Below are 18311 nucleotides of genomic sequence, written 5' to 3' on the forward strand. Positions count from 1 at the left end.
TAATCTCAAAATGAGTTGATTGATAGGTAAACCCTTATATTCAATTAGCAATTGAAACTCATTGTCCAGCATCGATTGGAATGCGAAATATGTGTTGTGCTTGTACATGTATCGAATTAGCATGCTAAATCGCTGCCTATCGAATCAGCTTTTTAAGCTTGATTAAGTGTTGCGAACTGCCTTGATTGTTCATTGCTACGCTTTATAATTAATCGCAACACACAAATCAATACAATGTAGGCAGTTACACAGAGTTAATTACAGGCTCATTTAGGATATCGAGAGGATTCGAACAGTACTGAACTGCAAGCCCTTTGACTTTATCCCCTCCTACTATATCAGCGTTCAATGCCGCTAATACTGGCAAGCATTTCTTTCTTCACACGAAAAACTGTGGCCCTGCCGCAATCACATAACTTTGCGATCTCGTCTGGTGTATTCTTCCCGGCCTGTAACATATCGATAATTTTGTTATGAAGTACTTTATTCTTTTGCTTGCCTTTGTATTTCCCTGCTTCTTTGGCAAGAGTAATCCCCTCGTTGCGGCGTGATGCGATCATTCCTCGTTCAAATTCCGCAACGGCTCCCATCATGGTTAGGATCAGGCGTGATTGGGGGGAGTTATCAAAGCTCATTGAGTTAGCAAGGAACTTAACAGTGATCCCGCGATCAACCAAGTTATCAATCATTTCCAGCAAATCGCGAGTATTGCGTGCCAGGCGGTCGATGCTGTGGGCGACGAGAGTGTCACCTTTGCGGAGGTGTGAAAGCAAATTCAACAATTCAGGTCTTTCGTTGGTGGATTTGCCAGATTCTTTCTCTGTCACTATTTTATCGCAAACAGGTTCCAGTACTGCCAATTGGCGATCAAGATTCTGGCTCCGGTCGGAAACACGAGCATAACCAAAAATCATTTCCTTGCCCTCGCTCTCTGTAAGTATCATTTTAATTAAATGGAGGATACAGTATCATTTAAGTATGATCAACTTCTAAATGATACTTGGCGAGACAGGAAAACGGAGTATCGTTGGGGAGTACCCAAAAGAGATTCTTGATCGTTCTGTTTTTAGGCAATATACGGTTAGTGGAAATTTCGGCACTGAGATCTGAGTATACGGAATTTTGTTGGCAGGGTTGAACCTGATCAGGCGAACGACATTTTAAATCAAACGGAAAAAAGCTGGCTGTACTTTTATCTCAGTAAACGATCCCTTTAACTTTTTTGTCAAAAATCGAGATGCCAGGGGGTTGATTATTTTTTGAACTAAAGGCGAGTATCTTAGCCACATTCTTAAACGCGAAGGCTGTAAAGGAGGTTAATATAGAAATGCATAGGTTACCTATTTGCGATAAAATCAGTCAAGATTTCTATTCCGAGGTTTCTTATGGGTAAACTTTCCGAACGTTTGAGACATGCAAGAATTAGTGAGGGGCATTGCGTCATTTGCGGTTCATATGGCTTATTGAGTAAGGATCATGTGCCACCTCGTTGTGCAACGACTATTCAACCAATGTTTCAAAAAACAGTGTCTGAATATTATTCCTCTGATGAAATAAAACCAATAAATGCCCACGCCGGAGCGACATTTAAAACCATATGCAAGAATTGTAATGGCAACATACTTGGGAGTTTGGATCATGAGATTAAGGCTCCCATCGAGAACTTTATAAATCTAATTAAGCAATATTTATTTGGTGTTCATTTTTACGGTAACATTATTTCAACGCCTTTCAATGCAATACCTTTTTTGCGTGCAATGGTGGGTCATCTACTCGCAGCAACATCCGTAGAAGTATGCAAAAATGCTCTTGTTGATAGTGAATATTACACACCATTAAGAAAATTTGTTTTAGGAGAAAATATGAAGATAGAAGATACTCATGATTTCTATTATTGGTTTTATCCTAACAGAACACAGATAACGGCTCAGCAAACTTCGTTTTTTAACAATGGTCATCTTTGTCATTGTAGCTGTATGCACTTCTTTCCTATAGCTTTTTTAATAACATTTAAAAATGAAGGAACATATCCTGCACATGCGTCAAGATTAACAGTTGATGACAAAAAATTATATTTTAATATGACTCAAGGAAACTTGGACTATGTAGCATTTCCTTTCACACCACTGAATGGGAATCAAATGATGCTGATGACAGATACGTTTACTTCAGCAAGTTACCCTCAGAAATAAGCACCTTCTATAGAAAAACCAGTACTAATCATATTCAATCTAATAAATCACAAGGGAAAAGCTTGTGCTCTATATAAAAATTGAAGCATTAAATATCAGGAATAACTTTTTTTATTTCTGCCTCCGCAGAATATGGCATTCCACCGCTTTCATACGCCTTAACTGCGATTACTGTATTTTTTAATTTAGTTATAGCATTTTGTTTCCACTGAGGAGACCAGTAAGAACAATTAAGTTGTCCAACTGCATGATAAAAATAGTCTTTGATATTATAACAAAAAAGAAAATCCATACTTACAATATTTTGTTCAAGTTCATATGATTCAAAAACATAACCAGCATTTGCATTCCAATACTTTAGTATCCGTATCAATGGTTTTATCAAAGAGTAATTACTTCTGTTTTTATCAGTTAGTTTACTATTAAAATCATTGGGGTTAGTACTAATCCATGTTTCGAAATTATTTGCTGGTGCAGGGATTTGATATCCATATATTGTATTATAAACAGCAGGAACCAACTCAAACGTAATATGATGGAGGTTAAGTTTAATTGTTGGGTGACTTTGCTTTCTTTCAGAAGAAGAATAATAGCATTCAACAAAATTCTTGAGGCGATTTAAATACGTCTGCGGTTGATGCTCCGTATTACTGAATACAACCATATAATCCACATCAGATTGCGGATCATATTTTCTCGGCAACATTGTATAACGGGTATTAGAACCAAACGCAAAATGGCTTATAACAACACTATTATCAAAATAGTATCCAAGTCTTCTTTGCAATGTGCTAATCGAAGTTGTTATAGTGCTATCCTTCAAGATAGCATTTTTGGATATAGTATCCAAATAGGATTGAACGCTCATTTCTTTTCCTTGTCGATAGCGTATTGAGAAAAACCATTATTGACATCTGATTGCGTTTTTTCGTATGCCCATCGTGGGATCGTAGGAGAGCTAATGTTTAGTTGATTCCTTCGATCAGAAAAAACCTTTATTTTTTCCTTTAAATCATTTTCAGATAAAGTTACTTCAATTAGCTCAATCTCACGAAAAAGACGAACATCATTTTTAAGGTTATTATATTCTCCAGCCGCTGATTTATGATGACCAGCACGCTTACTTGGATTCAAAGCAGTATTAATTGCTGTTAAGCATGTAAGTACAAAGGATATTAATATAGTAATATTAGTCATGTCCTTCAAAGCACTAAGACCAGCTATAGCAGATAATATTGCTATAGGTACCCCTATCAATAAATTACATCTTTCCCAAGGGGAAGACGCATTATAATGAGATTTGGAAGAATAAAGAGCATCCTCTTCGATACGCAAACATTCATCTTTGATTTTTTCAATAAGTTGGCTGCTCATTTTCATTCTCAATGATAAATTTTATGTAGCCTACAACATTCCTTAAAAAAATGTAAGGTTTAGGGTGAGAATATCGAGAAGGAAAAGCCCATAATAGATTGATTTAACTTATTTTTTAAGAAGGTAACATCATCGTAAAAAAAGGCCACTTTCGCGACCTTCTTAAACACAGTTCATTGAGAACGATCAAGTATCATATACGCTGGCTGGCACATACTACCCCGCTCCTGTAGCCAGTAGTAATCAAGATCGGCTACATGCACATCCAACCCCGAATCCACACGGTTGATCTGTAACCGTAGCCCTACAGTGCCCTTGTACGATAAACCAGATTCAACAACGTATTTGTACTTAACCCCACCTTCTTCTTCAAATGACTTGAGATAAGGCGTCATTTGTTCCTGAATTTCCTTTAAGCAAACAACTTCATTATTAAAAGTAAATGGTTTTTCTATTTTCCCAGCTGGTACAGCCGCAACTGACACACCAGAGCAACAAAATAACAGTACTGCGATAGAAGCCTTTTTCATATTAATATTCCTTATTGAAGGTTAGTACTTAATACTTCACCAGTATCAGCATTGAACGTACAGGAGTACTCTATATTTTTAAACGCACCAAACCCGTTTTGAGCCTGTGCTCTATGCCCGTAAAGAGTGACTAATTTCCTGCTTTTGTCGTACCAGCTATACGAAGAGAATTTTGGTTCGGTAATTCCATCAGTCCATTTAAATTGGTACTGAGCAGAATTTTCTACAGCTACCTTACAAATATAATCGCCAGCTTTATGTTTCGAAGCGTAGCAATGAGCATCATCGAGACATTTAGCTTCTTCCTCTTTTGTATGTCTTTCTTTTTCTGCGGCAAGTACAGCATCCTGAGACGCCTTTTCTGCTGCTTTGACGCGTTGTTCTTCGGCAAATTTGGCGTAATCAGTAACATTCGAAATATTATTTTCACGGGCAACAGAAAACTCTTTACCGTCTTTAAATCCAAGTTTTTGTGCTCTGGCTTCATCGCTTGATGAGCGGGCAGCACTTGCCACAATAGCAAGCACAATGATCAGTACAGGAACCGTATAATTATTAATGAGTTTATAGGGTAAGTACTTAGCCCGGAGAGTACCGAAGCCCATAACAGCCCAGCTGATCGCGGCAGCACTTGCCAGTAGCTGGCACAATCCAGCGACGGAAAGCATAACGACCGACCAGAAGCCAGTACCAGCGGAGAAAAAGTCACCAAATTTTTCAATCCCAGCCAGACAAAGAAAAACGCCCCAAAATCCATAGATTACCAGCTGTACCAGTCTCACGATCTTGTAACTCCTGCTCGCCTTTTAAGGTTAAAAGTACGGACTAAAACCATCCGTTTTCACGCCCTCAAGAGTAACACGCACATACAACAAAGATCGATATTGACGATCAATAATAGGTAAATTGATCGTCATAATCTATCAATAACTATTAATTTCATACAAATCAATAGGTAAAATCGATCCAGGGGATTCACTGGATATGAAACTGGCTATGTATCTGATTTCAATACGGGAAGTACTGTCTATTCCACCTCACAGACGCTCTTAAAGAGTCGTTACGCCGTTTTATGAGGTTTTGTGCGTTCAGGTACATCAGTAATGAATATCGTGTTCAGGGGCTTCCTGTGCGTTTTGTCGGAAACACCATCATGAAGGGGAATTGAGCGGATCGGGTTCGCTTCGCTCTGGACAGTACTGATAGTGCTTTTTCAGTAAGTGAAACAGCAGATACCCCACTAAGTACACAAAGGAGTCATCAGAATAATAAGTAATGAAATAACAATCAGTTACGTAATTATTGACAGAACAAAAAAACGCGATTGGTTCGCTCTGCAAGTGACTGGAAGGAACGAAGCAGTAGAATCGAATCCAGCGAACAGTACTCGCTTGCGGGTACTGTTTAATCATTTATATAATTATAACAATGAGATAGCTATCAAGTACTCACTGCGTGAGCACTCTCAAACTACCCGAAATAGTTCGCTTGCTTTGCCGCTCCTGCTTTCAGGCAGTTAATTCGCTTTCGCTCTTTTGTTGATGTCCGTTTTTCTCTAAACATATATTATAAGGGGTTATTTTTGGACATGCTGCTGCTTTTCATGTCGGTGTTTCGGACTGAATTTGCATCTCTTTTTTGTACTGCTTTCTGGTATCTGCCCCACATAGCCGTAGTATCGTCAGTACTGAGATCCGCGTTGACAGTACTTGCAAGAAACGCTTTGAATGCCTCTAACTCAAGCCCCGGATTGTCCTTTTTCCAGCGACTGAAACGTTTCGATTTTGTATCACTCAATGCAGGCAGTTTGTTAGCGTTTGTGGCTCCTTTTGGCCTTCCTGGTACACCTGGTGCTACGTTCTCCAGCACTCCGGGAATATGTTCAATATTTGTACTTAATGACTCAGCCTGCCATTTATCAAATACATAAACCGTTTGCTGTTCTGTACTATCGAATTGACGTGATACCCCTCTCAACGCGAACTGGTGAAGGCTCTCGTATTCTCTCGCTTGATGGATATCCTCACCTGTAATCTTCAATAGCAACTCACACAGCTTCGCTTCCGTGTCGTCAGGACGCATACAGGCTAACCAGACGCATGTATGTCGATCTTTGTAGTCGTTATGCCCCCTCGCATCAGGGCTTATTCTGTAAGCCTCATGTAGCTTCTGTTTATCGGTATTGTTGTTCGTCCAGTAGTATTCCTGGCCTTCGAGTACTTCAGAGAGGTAAGCATAAACACGCTGGAGTTGAGCGGGGCTTCTGTCCTTCCATGTTTTTGATAATTTTATATTTTCTGAGAAATAGTATACTTTGAGGCGTTCAGTTAAAGGTACTTTTCGTTGTTGCAGATCATTCAGACTGATTTGTTCAAATATTTCTGGTCTTGCCTTATAAATCAATGAGTTTTCGAAGTTAGCCCCCATAAAAGTTACAGGTAATCCAAGATACTTACTTAGATCTTTCCATCCAAGAATACTCAATTGCACTTTCTCTGGATCGACAAAGTAATCGTTACCCATGATGAAAATATCATTCTCAGCTATAACAGAAAGTTCTTGGGCGATTTTGTTCATTAAATCACCTTTTACCGCTTTCTTTTTCGCTGTTAAGTACAGCCTTTTTTCATCATCGACAATCTCATGCTCCTGCATCAGATCATGATATATAATATCTTTGATTCTCTGATTATCGTCATTAATATTTTTGAATGAATGAAAGTTAGTCACATCATCAAGCCAGATTTGCCACCCAGTTAACATATCTGTGGGAATTCTAAAAAATGTTTTATCACTAATAATGAGAACTCGCTCAACTGGTGTTTTGAGGAAAGCCAGTACTGTATTAATGACATTTTTACCTCTTGGCATTAAATCACTAATCAGTAATTTAGAACTATCAAATTTTTTAGATGTATTTGTTGCAAGTTTCTGTGTGTTTTGTACGATAATAAATTTTTCAGTACTGCCTTTAGTGTTAAGTACCCGATTGATCATATTACATAATGAAGTAGTTTTCCCTGAACCACACTCAGCAGATACATACTTAAACTTGGTAAAAATAGATTTGGGATTGATCATTTGTATACGCTCCATATTGATAAATTCAGGAAGGCCGATTCATGCGAGTGAGTCGGCTTTTTTTGAGGTGATAGATTAGTTGGTTAACTGGGGGCGGTGTAAATTCTTAAGTTTTACTTTTTGATACCAGTTTTTGTATTTCGTGAGTTTGTTACTTCTTAGCTTCTCTATGTATCCTTTTGGTAATCGCACTTTTAATATGTTACATATTCGTGCTGAGGTCATATCGCTACATAGAATGTTTTCATATTGATCAAAAGTAAGTGATATTTCTGATACAATTGTTTTTTTACGAACTGATTTATTCAGCGTCTTTCTATTAGTACGTATTTCCCTTTTCTTCAATTGTTATTCTCCATAATTTTTTCTTTTGCTAAGATATTGTTGCAGCCATTTTGTTGCAACAATACTCATATCTGGTGGGGAATTGTTGAAATACATCGCTTCATCATATTCTTCTTCCAGTCTTTTTAGATTAGATAATATTTCATTTTCTAAATTATCTTTTACTTTCATTTTAATGCCTATGTGTATAAGATTTGGTTTTCATATTTTAGTATAGGTCACAAAAAAAACTTGTTTCATGAGAAAATAACAGTTAATTACTGTCTCTACAGATTATTTCTGTTGAAGGTAATTACATAGCGGTAAGAAATGAATAAAGTAGGGCATCTACTTTATTTTTCTAAACATGATTCAAAACTTCATTTGGCGATAATAATGATTAATTCTGTCCATAGATTCTAACTATAACCGTTTTACATGGGTAAAGTATAATCAAGCTTTTTGTTTTCCTGTGGGGTACAAAATGGGGTACAGGCTGGGGTACAATGCTCAATAGTGAGATTCGTAAAAACAACCTTATACAAACAGGTAAACTTACATAACTCACTAATTAATAAAGAAATGTAATCTACACGACTCGGGGTGCCCTTCGTATGAAGGCTGAGAAATACCCGTATTACCTGATCTGGATAATGCCAGCGTAGGGAAGTCTGATGCCTGACCGCATTCGCCTTCTTGTCCGCCGGTTGGGAGTTCTGATGACACATCAACCGCACCATCTTTCTGATGCGCAATGCGCGCCCCTCCTGCAACAGTTTCGCCGTCAGTCACCGCTCGTGCACTGCATGACCAATGATGTGGTGCAAATGCTCACGGCTAATGTCCTGCTTGCTCTGAACGCGTCACCTGCCATGGTCATCGATCGCGAGGAAGCGCCGCAGTTCAGCGGTATCGCGGATGCACTGTTAATCAATGTCGGCACATTAACGCACGAACGCCAGCTGGCCATGGCCGCGGCAATCGAGGCGGCTAATCTGGCAGGCACGCCCTGGACGCTGGACCCGGTAGCGGTGGGCGCACTGACGTTGCGTACCCGGTTTTGCCAGCAGGTGCTGATGCAGTCGCCTGCCGTGATTCGCGGCAATGCTTCCGAGATTCTGGCGCTGGCCCAGCAGGCTGACGGCGGACGTGGCGTGGACAGTCTGCACGCCGCCGAAAGCGCCCTGCTGGCCGCCCAACAACTGGCGCGGGAGTATCAGACCTGTGTGGTGGTCACTGGCGAGGTGGATTATGCCACCGACGGGATGCGTACCCTGTCGATCGTCGGCGGATCGCCCTTAATGACGCGAGTGGTCGGTACCGGCTGTGCACTGTCTGCGGTCGTCGCCGCCTTTGCCAGCCTGCCGGGTGACAGACTGGTCAATATCGCCAGCGCCTGTCGGGTGATGGCACTGGCCGGAGAGAAAGCCGCACAGGCATCAACCGGGCCGGGCAGCTTTGCACCGGCGTTTCTGGACGCGCTCTGGACACTGGAGGCCGCCCTGTGAAACGCATCAATGCTTTAACGATTGCCGGTACCGATCCCAGCGGCGGTGCCGGGATTCAGGCCGACCTGAAAACCTTCTCCGCACTGGGCGCTTACGGCACCAGCGTGATTACGGCCCTGGTGGCGCAAAATACCTGTGGCGTACAGTCGGTGTACCGTATTGATCCTGATTTTGTCAGCGCACAGCTGGATTCCGTTCTTGATGACGTGCGCATCGACAGTGCAAAAATTGGCATGCTGTCCGACGCGGCGATCGTGGAGCGGGTGGCGGTTGGCTTGCAGCGCCGGGCAATCCCGTTTGTGGTGCTGGACACGGTGATGGTGGCCAAGAGCGGCGATGCCTTACTGAGTCCTGATGCCATTGCCTGTGTCCGCGAGCGCCTGTTGCCACAGGTGTCACTGATCACACCTAATCTGCCCGAAGCCGCCGCGCTGCTCGAATGCCGTATGGCCAGCAATGAGAACGAGATGCTGACGCAGGGCGATGCCCTTCTGGCGCTGGGTTGTCAGGCCGTGCTGATGAAGGGCGGACATCTGGATCATGGCGAAAGTCCTGACTGGCTGATCACGCCAGCGGGGCGGCAACGGTTCAGCACGCCTCGGGTGAAGACGCGCCATACGCACGGTACCGGTTGTACGCTGTCTGCTGCGCTGGCGGCCCTGCGTCCACGGCACAGTGACTGGGCGGAGACGGTTAATGAAGCCAAAACCTGGCTACAACAGGCCCTGCTGGCAGCCGATTCGCTGGAGGTGGGCCACGGGACTGGACCTGTGCATCATTTTCATCAGTGGTGGTAACGGCTTCGCTCAGCGATTGTACGGCGCGCTACTCAGCCTCGAACCAGTCACGGTTTTGCCTGATCACGGGCGCGAGCGAAAACATCATTGCCTGCAGATGGTGACGCAGGGCGGTTTCTGCCTGGTCCGCATCGCGCGCTTTCAGGGCGGCAAAAACGGCTTCATGTTGTTCGATCAGCGTTTCAGCGGGCGCGACCTGATTCAGGGTGAGATAGCGCACCCGGTCCATCGTCGCCTTGATGTTTTCAATAGTTTCCCATGCCAGCATACAGTCGATGCTCTCCGCAATCAGACGATGGAATTCATCGTCCAGGCTGAGAAACATCTGGCTGTCGCCCCGGGCGGCAGTGATGCGCTGGAGCTGCAGATTATGCTCCAGCGCCATCAGTCCGCGCTGGCTTGTTTCCCGCGCTGCGCGGCGTATCACGGCCAGTTCTACCGCTTCCCGGATAAAGCGTCCATCTTCGACCTGCTTCGCTGAAATCTTACGCACAAAGGTGCCGCGCTGTGGAAGGATTTGTACCAGACCGGCTTCTGCCAGCTTAATGAACGCCTCACGTACCGGCTGGCGAGAGAGATGAAAACGGGCGGAAACCTCTTTTTCCGACAGCAAAGCGCCCGGCTGAATGACGCAGGTGACGATATCTTTGCGTAGATAACGGTAAATCTGCTGATTGACCGGTTCACTTGTCGTGATGGTGTAGGAAAGCGTCATGTTCTGTCCCTGTTAACATTAACCCGATGTCGCCAGCGCGTTAAAACGCCTTAGCCCTGTGCGATGGCCTGTTGCACGGCCGCCCGTGCCCCCACTTTCGTCAACTGTATATAGCAGGCGGAGAGCGCGTCAACAAAGGCTGTATTATCCGCCAGATCCTCGCCGAAAACGGTTTTCAGGCCCAGTAAGGCCCGCACCCGCTCCTGACCTTCCGCGCTTTCTGCCACACAGGTGGCCAGCTGGGCTTTAAGTGGGTCGCGGATCGCTATAGGTTCGCCTTTTTCATCGACCGCACCGACATAGCGCATCCAGGCGGCAATGCCCAGCAGCAGCAGCGGGCAGGGTGTGCCGTTAGCGAGATGCCAGCGTACGCTGTCAAGAAAGCGTTGTGGCAGTTTCTGGGTGCCATCGGTCGCAATCTGGTAGGTGCGGTGTCTGATAGCGCGGTTGGCAAAGCGAGCGATTAAGGCGTCGGCGTAAGCCGGTAAATCCACGCCCTGCGTGGTTAACGTCGGCGCCTGTTCGTTAACCATCAGCGCACGTGCGGCCGCCCGGAACGCGTCGTCAGCCATACAATCGCTGATGTGTTCATAACCCGCAAGGTAACCAAGGTACGCCAGAAAGGAGTGGCTGCCATTGAGCATGCGCAACTTCATTTGCTCAAACGGCAGCACATCCTCCACCAGTTCGGCACCGGCCTTGTCCCAGTCAGGTCGGCCGCTGACAAAATGGTCTTCAATCACCCATTGAAAGAAGGGTTCAGCCTCAACGGCCACCGGATCGGACGAACCAATACGGGCACGTAACGCGTCAAAGGCGGCCTCATTCATTGCCGGAACAATGCGATCTACCATGGTGGAGGGAAAGGTGATGTTGTGCTGAATATAGTCCGCCAGCGACGCATCATGCTGCCGGGCGAGCTGCGTCACCACATTCCGTGTGACGTGGCCATTTTCAGGCATGTTATCGCAGGACATCACGCTGAAAGGCGCTAAACCCAGATCGCGTCGACGGCGGATGGCGGCGACAATCAATCCGGGCAGCGAGCGGGGCTGTGCGGGGTGCGCCAGGTCATGCACGATATCCGCATGTTGCAGATCGAGATTGCCGCTGGCGGGCAGGTGACAATAGCCTTTTTCCGTCACGGTCATCGACACAATCGCCACGTCCGGCTGGCACAGGGCCGTAATCACGGCATCAATGCCGTCCGTTTTGCCGTGCAGTGCCGCGGTAACCACCCCAATGACCCGGATTTTCACGGCGTCGTCACTTTTTTCGGTCAACGTATAGAGAAAGTCCTGCTGGCGGAGTGCCTGAATCAGCTCGCCGCTGTTAAGGTTAACCTCGCAGATTCCCCAGTCGCTACCCTGTTCGGCCAGTTTATCCGTGCACAAGGCCTGATGGGCGCGATGAAAGGCACCAAAGCCGATATGCACTATACGGGTTTTAAGCTGGCGACGGTCATAGGCGGGCAGATGAACATCCGCAGGAAGGTGATCGATGTGTAGCATAAAGCATCCTTGTGGCAGACGGACGGCAGGCCATGCTGGCATTAAGGATGAAAAATTACGCGTCCCGCTACTACCATACAAGTTGAAGTAGCGGAATTGTGAATGTAATCACGAACTGTTTACATTAAGGCCGGGAGCCAGGGCTCCCGTGAGAATTAACTCAGCAGGGCACACTGCGGCGGCAGGCGGCAGCTTAACGCGCCCGGCATGATATCGATGGTAAATGACTGGCCTGTCAGCGGTTCGCCATCCAGGTTAAAGGTCATTTCATGCGGTGAGCGAATCGTCAGGGACGATAAGCGCGTAGAAATAATGCCGGGATTCTCTTCATCGCCGGTCAGGGAATGCAGCAGGGTAGGCAGCAACTCCTGCGCGGTAACAATGCTGACGTCCAGCAGGCCATCGTTAATCAACGCCGACGGGCATAAACGCTGACCGCCTCCGGCCTGACGACCGTTGCCGATGCCGATGACCAGCGCATCGCCCTGCCAGTTAAAACCGGGCCCGGTAATTTCACAACTGTCCGGTTTTAGCGTGTCCATGCGCATCAACCCATGAATAAAATAGGACACGCCGCCCAGCGCAGATTTGAGTTTTTCCGGCGTCTCGGTCGTAATGCGCGTGCCAAATCCTCCGGTCGCCATATTAATAAAATAGTGATGCTGGTTAACGCGGGCGAGGTCGATATCACAGGCTTTACCCTGGATAGCCAGGCGCAAGGCGTGCTCAATCTCTTCAGGAATGCCGACGCTGGTGGCAAAATCGTTCGCTGTGCCCAGCGGCAGAATCCCCAGAACCGGGCGCTCATCCGCGTTGACCGACGCCAGTGCGGTAGCGATTTCGTTGACGGTGCCGTCACCGCCGCCCGCCACTACGGTTTCCGCCTGCAGTTCAAGGGCTTCTTCCACGTAACGCTCACCGTCTCCTTTTTCATACGTCACGCGCACGGCTATGTTAAAGCCCTCGGCGCGCAGCTTCGTGATCGCTTCACGGAGATCGTCATTACCTGCGCCTTTACCATTCAGGATTAGCAGCGTAAGCGATTGTTTGTCCATTATCTGTTCCTTGGAGATCGAAAGCGTAGTTAGTGGTTATAGCATAGCCGGAAGAGAAAAATGATTGGCGAAAGGGAGAAAAAAGAAAACCCGCACGGGGGAGCCGGGCGGGTGAATGAGGTGGATCCAGTTACTGCTGCTGATAATTGTTACTCATTGGTAGCAGGCAGCACTATAGTTCAGTAAAACCGAGCCGTCTGTGATCCTGTTCTTGCTTTTGTCAAATTTTGTCAGGCCGTGGCGTGAGCGGCATGCGGATCCTGGGTGTTCTGGCCTGGCGCAAAGTTACGCAGCAGCAAGGCAAACCGCAAATCTACCTCCGGCGGCACTTTCATCCAGACGCGATGCCCGTCTCCCGGGGCCACCTCTGTCGGTTCTCCACGGCTGTTTTGCAGGGCATCAAGGGTACAGATCAGGTTACCGGACGGCGTCATGATCTCCAGGCTGTCATGCAGAACAAATTTATTCTTTACCCGTACTTCCGCCCAGCCCTCGCGCTGTTCACCGCTGAACTCCCCGACGAACTGCTGGCGCTCTGAGACAGAGTAGCCGGTCTGGTAATTCTGGTAGCTGTCGTGGGTGTGACGACGCAAAAAACCTTCGGTATAGCCGCGATGCGCCAGGCCTTCCAGGGTTTCCAGCAGGGCAGAATCAAACGGTTTACCTGCCGCCGCATCGTCAATGGCTTTGCGATAAACCTGTGCGGTGCGGGCGCAGTAATAATAGGATTTGGTGCGACCTTCGATTTTCAGTGAGTGAACGCCCATCTGGCTCAGGCGCTCGACGTGCGCCACGGCACGCAGATCTTTCGAGTTCATGATGTAGGTGCCGTGTTCATCTTCAAAGGCGCTCATCATTTCGCCGGGTTTCATTTTCTCCTCCAGCAAAAACACCTTGTCGCTGGGTTGCCCAATGCCCAATGTAGGCGTCACGTCCTGTACGCTGACCGGCTGATGAATTTCAACAATGTTGCCGACGTCATCTTGTCTGGCTTCCTGCAACTGATATTCCCAGCGGCAGGCGTTGGTGCAGGTTCCCTGGTTAGGATCGCGTTTATTCATGTAGCCCGACAGCAGACAGCGCCCGGAGTACGCCATACACAGTGCGCCGTGCACAAATACTTCCAGCTCCATGTCCGGCACCTGCTCGCGAATATCGGCGATCTCCTCTAGCGACAGCTCGCGGGATAAAATCACCCGACTTAAGCCCATTTGCTGCCAGAATTTCACCGTTGCCCAGTTTACGGCGTTAGCCTGCACAGATAAGTGGATGGGCATGGCCGGAAACGCCTCGCGCACCAGCATGATCAGGCCAGGATCGGACATGATTAACGCGTCGGGCTGCATCTCAATTACCGGCGTTAAATCGCGAATAAAGGTTTTCAGCTTGGCGTTATGCGGGGCGATGTTCACCACCACATAAAACTTTTTACCCAGCGCGTGGGCTTCGTTAATGCCTTTCGCCAGGTTTTCATGGCTGAATTCGTTATTGCGTACCCGCAGGCTGTAGCGCGGCTGGCCGGCATAGACGGCATCGGCCCCATAGGCAAACGCGTAACGCATGTTTTTCAGCGTTCCGGCGGGGGAAAGTAATTCGGGTTTCATGATGTGCTCACTGATGTCAGGTCAGCATGTCGCCTGGGCGACATGTGCAGGGGGAAACCCTGCAAAAGGTGCGGAATTGTAGGCAGGGTGAAAACGGAAGTAAATTGATCTGGGTCAATCTAAATCAACTGGCAGACATCGGCTTCCCAGCGATAGCCCATGCCATATACCGCGCGGATAAAGGGTTGTTCGCTGTCCAGGCTTTCCAGTTTCCTGCGCAGGTTCTTGATATGGCTGTCAATGGTTCGGTCGGTGACAACCCGGTAATCGTCGTAGAGATGGTTTAACAACTGTTCACGGGAGAAGACTTTTCCCGGTTCAAGGGACAGCGTTTTCAGCAGACGAAATTCAGCGGGCGTTAAATCCAGCGGCTCATCACGCCAGCTGGCCTGAAAGCGGCTTTCATGAACTTTCAGCAAAGACGCGACGGGCGCTTCTTCGGGAGATCGCTTCACCCGGCGCAAAATGGTTTTGACCCGCGCTACCACTTCGCGTGGGCTGAATGGCTTGCAGATATAGTCATCCGCACCAATCTCCAGGCCCAGCAGGCGATCGATTTCTTCTGTGCGCGCGGTCACCATAATAATCGGCAAGTCGGAATCACGGCGAATCTCACGGCACAGCGTCAGGCCATCTTTACCCGGCAGCATCAAATCCAGCAGGATAAGATCGGGCGGCGTCTGTTTAACGTAGTCCAGTACCGCGTTGCCGTGCGCCAGATGATGCGTGCGATAGTTAGAAGCCTCAAGGTAATCAATCATCAGCTGTGCCAGCTTGGGTTCATCTTCAACCACAAGGATTAGCGGGTAAGTGTTTTCCTGGTTCATAATCTTCTAAACGGGAGGAACATAACGCAATTGTAGCGCGATTTTCAGCCCACCTAAATCCGCATGCGAGGCGCTGATGCTGCCACCGTGGGCATCAACAATGTTTTTACAGATGGCCAGCCCCAGGCCAGAGCCGCCGCTGGCGCGATTGCGCGAACCTTCTGTGCGGAAAAAACGCTCAAATATTTGTGCCTGTTGATCGCCTTCCACGCCGGGCGCGCTGTCCTCTACGGTGACGTGCCAGTAGGGCGCGTCATACCAGAGCCGCACCCGGACGTCGCCGCCGGCATCGGTGTAACGCAGGCTGTTTTCCAGCAGGTTAATAAACAACTGCATCAGCCGGTCAGGATCGCCAAAAAACGGCGCGTCATCCGGCAGGTCGAGCTTCAGGGTTAAATCATGGCTGCGGTAGCGCTCGGTAAAATTGCCTGCGCTGATCTCAATAAGCTGCACCAAATCGGTGGCCTGCTTGCGATAGGCCAGGGCGCCGACGTCAGAGAGCGAAAGCTGGTGCAGATCATCCACCAGCTTGGTCAGCAGCGCCACTTCGCTTTGCAGAGAGGTAATCGCGTCTGGCGTGAGTTTACGTACACCATCCTGCATGGCTTCCAGCTCACCGCGCAAAATCGCCAGTGGCGTGCGCAGTTCATGCGAGATGTCGGCCATAAAGGCCCGACGCATACTTTCATTTTTCTCCAGCGAACTGGCCAGCAGGTTAAAGTCATGGGCCAACTGGCCCAGTTCGTCCTGGCTGTCAACCTTAACCCGTGTGGCTAAATTCCCCGCCGCCAGATGATGCGTACCGTCTACCAGTCTTTTCACCGGTGCCAGCAAGCCCCGCGCCATCAGCCAGGTGACCAGGGCGGCAAGCAGAGTAGAGAGGCCCACGATATACCAGCTGGTTCGTCGCTGCTGCTGATCAAAATTGATATCGGTGCTGCGCGTCAGGCGCTCTGGCGGCGAGCTGATGATCCAGCCCACGACTTTACCGTTACTGAGCGTAATATCGTGACGTATCCCTTCCGGGGGAACCTGTGAGCGCGGGCCGACCATCACTTTGTAGTGCTGATCGAGTACCCAGAACTGGGTGCGCCAGCCGTGAGGCGGTAACTGGTTACTGCTGTCCGGGTTTTGCTCCAGCGAGCGCAGCATCGAGAAGATCAGCCGGTCGTTATTACGCAGAAAATCCCAGTCGCCATGCTGTTCATACTGATCGGCCAGCGCCGCACCCAGCAAATTCAGCCGCTGTTCATTCCCGCGTTTAATATAGTCGACAAAGCCATGTTCAAAGCTGAGCCGGACGCCCCAGTGCATGGTAATCAGGACCAGCATGCAGGTGGAGAATATGGCCATGAATAATTTGGCACCGATGCCAAAATGCAGGAACGATCTCATTCACTTCTCCGACGTCGCAGATCGACGCTTTTACTCATCTCTTTCGGAACCCGCCAGAACACCAGCGCAGGCAGAATAATGATCAGCGCCATACAGAGATAAACACAGATAAACGCCTGATGGCTTAAACCCTGTTCCCCGAACGTTGCATGACCAAACGCGCCCAGCAGCAGGCCCGCCACGGTTACGCCAATACTCATTGAGAGCTGCATGATCATCGATAACAGGCTGTTGCCGCTGGAGGCCAGGTCATCGGGTAGATCCTTGAGCGTCAGCGTGTTCATCGAAGAGAAGCGAATCGCATTCACCATGCCTTGCAGAAACAGCACCAGCGGCAGCATGACTATCCAGCCGAGCATCGCCACCAGTGGAAACAGCAAGACCACCAGCGCCAGGCCTATGGTTGAACCCACCAGCACGTTGCGATAGCCAAACAGGTTAACAATGCTGACAACCACACGCTTCATGCCCATATTGCCCAGCACCATGGCAATCATCATTAAGCCGGCATGAAACGGGCTGAAGCCCATGCCGATTTGCAAGAACAGCGGCGTCATAAAGGGCAACATGCCGCTGCCGATGCGGCCAGTCAGACTACCGAGTAAGCCAATGGAGAAAATGCGGTTGTCGAACAGCTTCAGGCTGAACAGCGCACTGTCGTTTTGGCGCGCATGCAGCAGATAAAACAGAAGAGAGCCGGTGCCGATGAGGATCATCCCGGCCAGTAACAAGGCAGAGCCGCCGCTACTGCGTTGACCGTCAAGCGCCAGCGTTAACGTAGCCATTCCGGCGGCCAGCAGGACAAACCCGACAAAATCAAAGCGTCGCGGCGGCATCGCGTAGTTCGGCAGTAACTTCAACGTGGCGACGGCACCGATGATGCCGACCGGGATGTTAATCAGGAAAATCCAGTGCCAGCTGGCATATTCCACCAGCACACCGCCCAGTGCGGGCCCCAGTAGCGGCCCAATCTGGCCGGGCAGGGTGACAAAGGTCATCGCAGACATATACTGGTCACGCGGTACAATACGCATTACCGTCAGTCGTCCTACCGGCACCATCATGGCCCCGCCAATCCCCTGAATCACACGCGCCATGATAAGCTGATTCAGCGTGCCTGACAGGCCGCACAACAGCGATCCCACGCTGAACAGCACAATCGCGCTAAAAAAGATATTTCTCACGCCAAACCGGTCCGCCAGCCAGCCGCTCAGCGGCAGCGTCACCGCCACCGTGAGCACATAGGCCACAATCACCGAATGCATATGCAGTGGGCTCACGCCCAGATCGTGCGCCATGGACGGGATCGCCGTGTTGACGATGGTGGTGTCCAGCGTCTGCATAAAAAAACCAAAGGCAACAATCCACAACTGCCAGCGGACCGTGACGCTCTGCATG

17 protein-coding genes and 1 riboswitch are annotated in these 18311 nt (G+C 48.4%); of the genes, 3 read left to right on the forward strand and 14 right to left on the reverse strand.

Annotated elements, in window-relative coordinates:
- Window positions 1-338 precede the first annotated feature (338 nt).
- A complete protein-coding gene (locus tag C1N59_RS07195) occupies window positions 339-914 on the reverse strand; it encodes a recombinase family protein (RefSeq protein ID WP_394550478.1) in 576 nt (191 codons plus the stop codon).
- Window positions 915-1385: 471 nt separating this feature from the next.
- On the opposite strand from C1N59_RS07195, the gene C1N59_RS07200 reads away from it, so the two are divergent.
- Window positions 1386-2192, forward strand: coding sequence for a chaperonin (locus C1N59_RS07200; RefSeq protein ID WP_394550479.1), 807 nt, complete (start codon window positions 1386-1388; stop codon window positions 2190-2192).
- Between the two features lie 88 nt (window positions 2193-2280).
- On the opposite strand, the gene C1N59_RS07205 is transcribed toward C1N59_RS07200, so the two are convergent.
- The 6 genes from C1N59_RS07205 to C1N59_RS07230 form a co-directional block, all read right to left on the reverse strand.
- Window positions 2281-3060: an SMODS domain-containing nucleotidyltransferase gene (locus C1N59_RS07205; protein WP_394550480.1), complete on the reverse strand. Its 780-nt coding sequence runs from the start codon at window positions 3058-3060 to the stop codon at window positions 2281-2283.
- Window positions 3057-3566, reverse strand: coding sequence for an SLATT domain-containing protein (locus tag C1N59_RS07210; RefSeq protein ID WP_097492921.1), 510 nt, complete (start codon window positions 3564-3566; stop codon window positions 3057-3059). The genes C1N59_RS07205 and C1N59_RS07210 overlap by 4 nt, the downstream gene beginning before the upstream one ends.
- A 173-nt stretch (window positions 3567-3739) precedes the next feature.
- Entirely contained in the window at window positions 3740-4096 is a 357-nt protein-coding gene (locus tag C1N59_RS07215) for a hypothetical protein (RefSeq protein WP_394550481.1), read from the reverse strand.
- A gap of 11 nt (window positions 4097-4107) precedes the next feature.
- Window positions 4108-4878, reverse strand: coding sequence for a hypothetical protein (locus C1N59_RS07220; RefSeq protein WP_394550482.1), 771 nt, complete (start codon window positions 4876-4878; stop codon window positions 4108-4110).
- Window positions 4879-5662: 784 nt separating this feature from the next.
- Complete coding sequence (locus C1N59_RS07225) at window positions 5663-7177, reverse strand: type III restriction endonuclease subunit R (RefSeq protein ID WP_394550483.1); 1515 nt, start codon at window positions 7175-7177, stop codon at window positions 5663-5665.
- Window positions 7178-7525: 348 nt separating this feature from the next.
- Entirely contained in the window at window positions 7526-7693 is a 168-nt protein-coding gene (locus C1N59_RS07230; RefSeq protein WP_285720311.1) for a hypothetical protein, read from the reverse strand.
- 397 nt (window positions 7694-8090) lie between these two features.
- A riboswitch (TPP riboswitch) is annotated at window positions 8091-8186 on the forward strand.
- 34 nt (window positions 8187-8220) lie between these two features.
- On the opposite strand from C1N59_RS07230, the gene thiM reads away from it, so the two are divergent.
- Together thiM and thiD are read left to right on the forward strand one after the other, a co-directional pair.
- Window positions 8221-9009, forward strand: coding sequence for a hydroxyethylthiazole kinase (thiM, locus tag C1N59_RS07235; RefSeq protein WP_155489639.1), 789 nt, complete (start codon window positions 8221-8223; stop codon window positions 9007-9009).
- Window positions 9006-9806: a bifunctional hydroxymethylpyrimidine kinase/phosphomethylpyrimidine kinase gene (gene thiD, locus C1N59_RS07240; RefSeq protein ID WP_133745368.1), complete on the forward strand. Its 801-nt coding sequence runs from the start codon at window positions 9006-9008 to the stop codon at window positions 9804-9806. Before thiM ends, thiD begins: the two co-directional genes overlap by 4 nt.
- Window positions 9807-9834: 28 nt before the next feature.
- Here the strand turns inward: thiD and C1N59_RS07245 are convergent, their stop codons facing one another.
- The 7 genes from C1N59_RS07245 to mdtD all read right to left on the reverse strand — a co-directional run bounded on the left by C1N59_RS07245 (window position 9835) and on the right by mdtD (window position 18310).
- Window positions 9835-10521: a GntR family transcriptional regulator gene (locus tag C1N59_RS07245; RefSeq protein WP_039338144.1), complete on the reverse strand. Its 687-nt coding sequence runs from the start codon at window positions 10519-10521 to the stop codon at window positions 9835-9837.
- A 50-nt stretch (window positions 10522-10571) separates the two neighbouring features.
- Window positions 10572-12032: a mannitol dehydrogenase family protein gene (locus C1N59_RS07250; RefSeq protein ID WP_394550484.1), complete on the reverse strand. Its 1461-nt coding sequence runs from the start codon at window positions 12030-12032 to the stop codon at window positions 10572-10574.
- 155 nt (window positions 12033-12187) lie between these two features.
- The gene (yegS, locus tag C1N59_RS07255; RefSeq protein ID WP_054633462.1) at window positions 12188-13087 is read right to left on the reverse strand and encodes a lipid kinase YegS; all 900 of its coding nucleotides are present in this window, start codon (window positions 13085-13087) and stop codon (window positions 12188-12190) included.
- 230 nt (window positions 13088-13317) lie between these two features.
- Window positions 13318-14694 (reverse strand): prephenate-dependent tRNA uridine(34) hydroxylase TrhP, encoded by a 1377-nt coding sequence (yegQ, locus tag C1N59_RS07260; protein WP_033740520.1) that lies wholly within the window; start codon window positions 14692-14694, stop codon window positions 13318-13320.
- Between the two features lie 116 nt (window positions 14695-14810).
- Window positions 14811-15518 (reverse strand): envelope stress response regulator BaeR, encoded by a 708-nt coding sequence (baeR, locus tag C1N59_RS07265; protein WP_033740518.1) that lies wholly within the window; start codon window positions 15516-15518, stop codon window positions 14811-14813.
- A 6-nt stretch (window positions 15519-15524) separates the two neighbouring features.
- Window positions 15525-16913 (reverse strand): envelope stress sensor histidine kinase BaeS, encoded by a 1389-nt coding sequence (gene baeS, locus C1N59_RS07270; protein WP_283786124.1) that lies wholly within the window; start codon window positions 16911-16913, stop codon window positions 15525-15527.
- The gene (gene mdtD / locus C1N59_RS07275) at window positions 16910-18310 is read right to left on the reverse strand and encodes a multidrug transporter subunit MdtD (protein WP_054633464.1); all 1401 of its coding nucleotides are present in this window, start codon (window positions 18308-18310) and stop codon (window positions 16910-16912) included. Before mdtD ends, baeS begins: the two co-directional genes overlap by 4 nt.
- Window position 18311: the final 1 nt, after the last annotated feature.

Source organism: Pantoea sp. SGAir0183 (assembly GCF_043545505.1).